The sequence below is a fragment of the Escherichia sp. MOD1-EC5495 genome (assembly GCF_002965965.1).
GTDB lineage: Bacteria > Pseudomonadota > Gammaproteobacteria > Enterobacterales > Enterobacteriaceae > Escherichia > Escherichia ruysiae.
Genome location: NZ_PTRI01000004.1, coordinates 160,995 through 168,052, shown reverse-complemented (window position 1 = coordinate 168,052; position 7,058 = coordinate 160,995). Strand labels below are relative to the sequence as shown.

Here is a 7,058-nt window from a genome sequence, read left to right as displayed (position 1 = left end):
TGTGTAACGGCATCTGCCCCAGCAACTGTGTGTGATATTTCTCGGCCAGTTTCTCTGCACCACCAGTGCCGAAAATCGGTTCATGGTGACCACAGTTACTGCAAATATGGACGCTCATGTTCTCGACAATACCGAGCACCGGAACTTCGACTTTCTCGAACATCACAATGCCTTTTTTCGCGTCGATCAACGCGATGTCCTGCGGCGTGGTGACCACGACTGCACCGGTTACTGGAATGTTTTGCGCCAGTGTCAATTGAATGTCACCGGTGCCTGGCGGCATGTCGAGCACCAGATAGTCGAGATCCGGCCATAAGGTTTCTTGCAACATTTGCATCAGCGCCTTGCTCGCCATCGGGCCACGCCACACCATCGCGTTGTCGTCAGTGACCAGATAACCAATTGAATTGGTTGCCAGGCCATGAGACATAATCGGTGCCATGTGAGTCCCGTCCGGCGAGGTCGGACGCTGATTTTCTGCCCCCAGCATGGTTGGGATAGACGGACCATAAATGTCGGCATCCAGAATGCCGACTTTCGCGCCTTCCGCCGCCAGCGCCAGCGCCAGGTTTACTGCCGTGGAGGATTTACCCACGCCGCCTTTGCCGGAACTGACCGCGATAATGTTCTTCACGCCGTTAATTCCCGGCTGATTTTTAACGCGTTTCAGGGTGGCAATGTTATGCGACAGTTTCCAGTCGATAGCTTTTGCCCCGGTGATACGCAGCAATTCGGCGCTACATTGCTCTTTTAACTCTTCGAACGCGCTATGCCAGACGAACGGCATAACCAGCTCCACATGCAGGGTGTCGTCCATCCAGGCGACATGATGCAACGCTTTCAGCGTGGTAAGGTTATGCTTCAGGGTTGGGTGCTGAAAATTAGCCAGTGTCCCGGCGACCATTGCGCGCAAGGCTTCTGGTGATTTGGCCTGGGATTGTTCGTTCATCCCGACTCCTTATTTATATAGATAAACCATCAGCTAAATAGTTTACCTGAAGAAAATAGATAAGTACTTACTTAACATTTTCCCATTTGGTACTATCTAACCCCTTTTCACTACTAAGAAGTAATGCCTACTATGACTCAAGTCGCGAAGAAAATTCTGGTGACGTGCGCACTGCCGTACGCTAACGGCTCAATCCACCTCGGCCATATGCTGGAGCACATCCAGGCTGATGTCTGGATCCGTTACCAGCGAATGCGCGGCCACGAGGTCAACTTCATCTGCGCCGACGATGCCCACGGTACGCCGATCATGCTGAAAGCCCAGCAGCTTGGTATCACCCCGGAGCAGATGATTGGCGAAATGAGTCAGGAGCATCAGACTGATTTCGCAGGCTTTAACATCAGCTATGACAACTATCACTCAACGCACAGCGAAGAGAACCGTCAGTTGTCTGAGCTTATCTATACTCGCCTGAAAGAGAACGGTTTTATTAAAAACCGCACCATCTCTCAGCTGTACGATCCGGAAAAAGGCATGTTCCTGCCGGACCGTTTTGTGAAAGGCACCTGCCCGAAATGTAAATCCCCGGATCAATACGGCGATAACTGCGAAGTCTGCGGCGCAACATATAGCCCGACGGAACTGATCGAGCCGAAATCAGTGGTTTCTGGCGCTACGCCGGTAATGCGTGATTCCGAACACTTCTTCTTTGATCTGCCCTCTTTCAGCGAAATGTTGCAGGCATGGACCCGCAGCGGCGCGTTGCAGGAGCAGGTAGCAAACAAAATGCAGGAATGGTTTGAATCCGGCCTGCAACAGTGGGACATCTCCCGCGACGCACCGTACTTCGGTTTTGAAATTCCGAACGCGCCGGGCAAATACTTCTACGTCTGGCTGGACGCGCCAATTGGCTATATGGGTTCTTTCAAGAATCTGTGTGACAAGCGCGGCGATACCGTAAGCTTCGATGAATACTGGAAGAAAGACTCCACCGCCGAGCTGTACCACTTCATCGGTAAAGATATTGTTTACTTCCACAGCCTGTTCTGGCCAGCAATGCTGGAAGGCAGCAACTTCCGCAAGCCGACCAACCTGTTTGTTCACGGCTATGTGACAGTGAACGGCGCGAAGATGTCCAAGTCTCGCGGCACGTTCATTAAAGCCAGCACCTGGCTGAATCATTTTGACGCTGATAGCCTGCGCTACTACTACACCGCGAAGCTCTCTTCGCGCATCGATGATATCGACCTGAACCTGGAAGATTTTGTTCAGCGCGTGAATGCCGATATCGTCAACAAAGTGGTGAATCTGGCCTCCCGTAACGCTGGCTTTATCAACAAGCGTTTTGACGGCGTACTGGCAAGCGAGCTGGCTGACCCTGAACTGTACAAAACCTTTACCGATGCCGCTGAAGTTATTGGTGAAGCGTGGGAAAGCCGTGAGTTTGGTAAAGCTGTGCGCGAAATCATGGCGCTGGCTGACCTGGCTAACCGCTATGTTGACGAGCAGGCTCCGTGGGTGGTGGCGAAACAGGAAGGTCGCGATGCCGACCTGCAGGCGATTTGCTCAATGGGCATTAACCTGTTCCGCGTGCTGATGACGTACCTGAAACCGGTACTGCCGAAACTGACCGAGCGTGCGGAAGCGTTCCTGAATACGGAACTGACCTGGGATGGCATCCAGCAACCGCTGCTGGCGCACAAAGTTAATCCGTTCAAAGCACTGTATAACCGCATCGACATGAAGCAGGTTGAAGCACTGGTGGAAGCCTCTAAAGAAGAAGTGAAAGCCACTGCCGCGCCAGTTACTGGCCCGCTGGCTGATGATCCGATTCAGGAAACCATCACCTTTGACGACTTCGCCAAAGTTGACCTGCGCGTGGCGCTGATTGAAAACGCAGAGTTTGTTGAGGGTTCTGACAAACTGCTGCGCCTGACGCTGGATCTCGGCGGTGAAAAACGCAATGTCTTCTCCGGCATTCGTTCTGCTTACCCAGACCCACAGGCGCTGATTGGTCGTCACACCATTATGGTGGCTAACCTAGCACCGCGTAAAATGCGCTTCGGTATCTCCGAAGGCATGGTGATGGCCGCAGGTCCTGGCGGGAAAGATATCTTCCTGTTAAGCCCGGATGCCGGTGCTAAACCGGGTCATCAAGTGAAATAATCCCCTTCAAGGCGCTGCATCGACAGCGCCTTTTCTTTATAAATTCCTAAAGTTGTTTTCTCGCCTTTTTGTCGCTCTGTAACCTGCGCAAATGCTGTTAGCATCTGTATTAAACTGGATAAAATTACAGGGATGCAGAATGAGACACTTTATCTATCAGGACGAGAAATCACATAAATTCTGGGCGGTGGCGCAGCAGGAAAACGAACTGCATATTAGCTGGGGAAAAGTCGACACCAACGGGCAAAGCCAGGTAAAAAGCTTTGCGGATGCTGCTGCTGCGGAAAAAGCAGAGCTGAAGCTAATCGCGGAGAAAATGAAGAAGGGTTATGTGGAAGGTGACTCGGTAAATATGGTTATCCCGCCAGTCACAAAAGAAAGTACCCCTTCTGAAGTTAAAACCGCAGTTGTAAGTAAAAACAAACGGCCATGGCTTGCTGATGATGCAGCCATTGCGTTAACTGACGATATTAATCGATTTGCTTTTCCTCATCGCACCAGGCCAAGAGAAATTAATTATCTGCGCAATAAAGGTGAGGTATGGAAGCGCATTGCAGATAGCACTTATGCATATGATTTAAAAAAATACTACAGTTCTTATCCGGAAAACTGGCAGCAGGCGTTTGCCGAATTACAGTTGCGAATCCAGGATAATCTACAGACAGGTAGTGCGCAGTCTGATGCGGCATTACTCTGGCACTCCTGGAACTCTTACTCAACAGATGAACTGGTCGATGACTTAGTCGTTCGTTGTGGCCTGGAAACTACCGTTGAAATCACCCTTCTCGCTCTTCAACTTAGATATAAAACAGTAAAAGCCGCCGTCACGACCATAATTCCTCCCGATCTCGAAGCAGAATCGCTACCGAACTGGCATCAACGTCTATGTCATCATCTTTCACTCGCTTCAGAAGATGAGTGGCAACGCTGTGTAGATAAAGTACTTGCTGCTATTCCCTCGCTCTCCCCGGCACGGCAACCTTTTGCGGCGCTACTGATCCCTGAACGACCGGATATCGCCAATGCCATGGCGCTACGTTATGCAGATCAAAACGTTCCGGCGATGACCTGGTTAAGACTGGTGGTAACCGATGATACTGCTCTAACTACAGCAGAAAAATACGACTTCCCACCGTTGTATCGTGATTTTCGCGCTTATCTGGCAATGTTGTTGGCAAATAATGGGGTGCGCGGTGTAAACCGGATACTTCTTGAGTTAACGGAAGACCATTCTGACGACCCGGATTATGTTTTCAATCACATCAGTGAAACCGAAAACCTTGTCAAATGGCTATGGAAAACGAATCACCCGGATGCGATTCAAATTCTGATCCTCGGTGTAATTGGCAAGAAAAAGCACCTGGAATACTTAAGCAAAGCCTGTCAAAAACATCCTGCTGCGGCTATTGCCGCTTATGCTACTTTGTTGGCAATACATGAAGATACACAGTGGCGTAACGCACTTGTCAAACTGATTACCGCCACGCCAGAGTTGGTATGTGACGTTATTCCCTGGGTTAATGCTAAAGCGGCAGGTATCTTATCTGAATGTCGTCCGCAACCTGCGACTGAAGAATGTGAATATGCCACTGCGGATATGTTGCCAGAGCTGTTTACTTCGCCACCGTGGGTAATAAATAAGAAAAAGAATGCAGTACCCGTATTTGATTTACCGATACTTCCCGTTCCTGCCGTCACTGATATCACACCAGGAATTACAGAATTAATCAGTTATACTGACATATCCAGATTCAGTGACATCGCAAAATATCAGGCATCACAGCAAACATTTTTTACCGATCTGCCACTAATTGAAAAAGAAAGCTGGGAGACATCTTTCATTCCTTTTACACCAGAACAACAAATTCTCTGGCGACTGGGGTTTAAGGAATGGCGCAGAACCGGAGAAGAACAATACGAAAAAAAAATAATGCCACAAAGCGCAGTTGATGCCCTGTTACGTTTCGATTTCCCGGCGCTGAAAGCAGAGTTTGCGCAATACCATAACAAAGGCAGTAAATCCTGGCAGTTGTACGCTCTCTGTTTCCTACCCACTCAACATGCTATTTCTTTCCTCAATCAAATAATCAATGAAGAAGAATTCTCCGGCGAGAAAGAGATTCTGGCGATTTTTGGTGATGCGGCCATTCCTGCGTTTATGAAATGTCTGCAACGTAAGCCACAACAGTTGTGGATATTCACTCTCTTCCTGGGCGTCAGCGAATTAGCATTACAGATGGCGCAGCGATTACAGAAAACAATGTCTGCTGAAGATGCCCGAAAATGGCTGGCTAAATTCCCACGCCATGCCGCCGCCGGGCTACTTCCTGTGGCACTGGGCAAACAAGGAAAAGATCGTGATTGTGCCCGCCAGGCGCTCCGTCTGCTGGTGAAATTAAACCAGCGAGAAACGATTGAGGAAATCGCCCAAGGGTATAACCAACCTGATGTTTTAGCTGCGCTGGCAACATTGTTCGATAGCGATCCGCTGGAAGAATATCCCGCAAAAATCGCCCCTCTGCCCGGCTTTTATCAGTTCAGCTTATGGCGCAGACCACGGCTTAAAAGTAACAACCTGCCTCTGCCAGATGACGCTATGCGCCACCTCGGCACTATGTTGAGCTTTCCTCGCGACATTACCGCCTACGCTGGGCTGGATATCATTAGAGAAACCTTCACCCGCGAATCACTGGCTGAATTTGGCTGGGATCTGTATACCGCCTGGACAGAAGCTGGCGCCCCCGCAAAAGAAAACTGGGCATTTACCTCGCTGGGAATTTTAGGCAATGACGACACCGCCCGTAAATTAACCCCGCTTATCCGTGCCTGGCCGGGGGAATCCCAGCATAAACGAGCAGTTTCCGGGCTGGATGTGTTAGCCAGTATCGGTAGCGATATGGCGCTGATGTTGCTTAATGGCATTGCGCAAAAGATTAAATTCAAAGCATTGCAGGAACATGCCCGCGACAAAATCAATATGGTCGCCGAAAATCGCGGGCTGACAATGGCCGAACTGGAAGACCGACTGGCTCCCGATTTAGGACTTGATGCCCACGGCTCTCTGACACTTGATTTCGGTTCACGTCAATTCACCGTTGGTTTTGACGAAACCCTAAAACCCGTGGTTCGCGACGCAAACGGCAAAGTTCTGAAAGATTTACCTAAACCCAACCAGAGCGATGATAAAACACTGGCAACTGACGCCGTTAACCTCTTCAAACAGTTGAAAAAAGATGTACGCGCCATAGCCAGCCAGCAGATTGCTCGCCTGGAACAGGCTATGTGCCAGCGCAGACGCTGGACGGCAGAGCAGTTCCGCCTGTTCCTGGCAGAACATCCGCTGATGTGTCACTTAACCCGACGGCTGTTATGGGGAGTATATAACGATGAAAACGCCCTTATGACCTGTTTCCGCGTGGCAGAAGACAGCACTTACAGCGATGCGCAGGATGAGCTATTCACGCTGCCAGCAGGGAACATCGGTATTCCGCATGTGCTGGAAATCTCCCCTGAATCCGCCGCTGCATTCAGGCAAATTTACGCTGATTACGAACTGCTTCCCCCCTTCCAACAGCTCGACCGTTGTAGTTACCACCTTACTGACAATGAACGCAGCGCCCATGAATTGACACGCTGGAGCGGACGGCTTTGCCAGGCCGGGCGCATTGTCGGACTGGAACGCAGAGGCTGGCAACGCCTGGAAGAAAGCGGCAGCGTCTATGCAATGCGCAAATCTACCCTTTATGGCGATCTCGAACTTGAAACAGAACATTTCTCATTGATTTATGGTGAAACGGGTTATGGCGATTTACTACCTGTTGAAAGCGTAAAAATCACTTCACCAGGGGAACGCTACAGTACACAGCCCTCGCTCACGTTCTCCGCGCTTGATGCCATCACCGCCAGCGAGTTGATTAACGATATTGAATCACTGTTTGATTAA

At 50.1% G+C, this 7,058-nt stretch carries 3 protein-coding genes; 2 read left to right on the top strand and 1 reads right to left on the bottom strand.

Features of this window, described 5'->3' with window-relative positions; all coding sequences use genetic code 11:
- Nucleotides 1-949, bottom strand: a 949-nt coding sequence (gene apbC / locus BEG40_RS05100; protein ID WP_105268405.1) for an iron-sulfur cluster carrier protein ApbC, incomplete at its 3' end; no start/stop codon positions are given.
- 132 nt (nt 950-1,081) lie between these two features.
- Here apbC and metG point away from each other — a divergent pair.
- On the top strand, nt 1,082-3,115 hold the full coding sequence (gene metG / locus BEG40_RS05095; protein WP_105285004.1) for a methionine--tRNA ligase: 2,034 nt from the start codon (nt 1,082-1,084) through the stop codon (nt 3,113-3,115).
- Between the two features lie 139 nt (nt 3,116-3,254).
- On the top strand, nt 3,255-7,058 hold the full coding sequence (locus BEG40_RS05090; protein WP_105285003.1) for a DUF4132 domain-containing protein: 3,804 nt from the start codon (nt 3,255-3,257) through the stop codon (nt 7,056-7,058).

Bases quoted from the DNA above. Each gene is read 5' to 3' on its own strand.
- metG (WP_105285004.1), top strand. From the start codon at position 1,082: ATGACTCAAGTCGCGAAGAAAATTCTGGTGACGTGCGCACTGCCGTAC.
- BEG40_RS05090 (WP_105285003.1), top strand. From the start codon at position 3,255: ATGAGACACTTTATCTATCAGGACGAGAAATCACATAAATTCTGGGCG.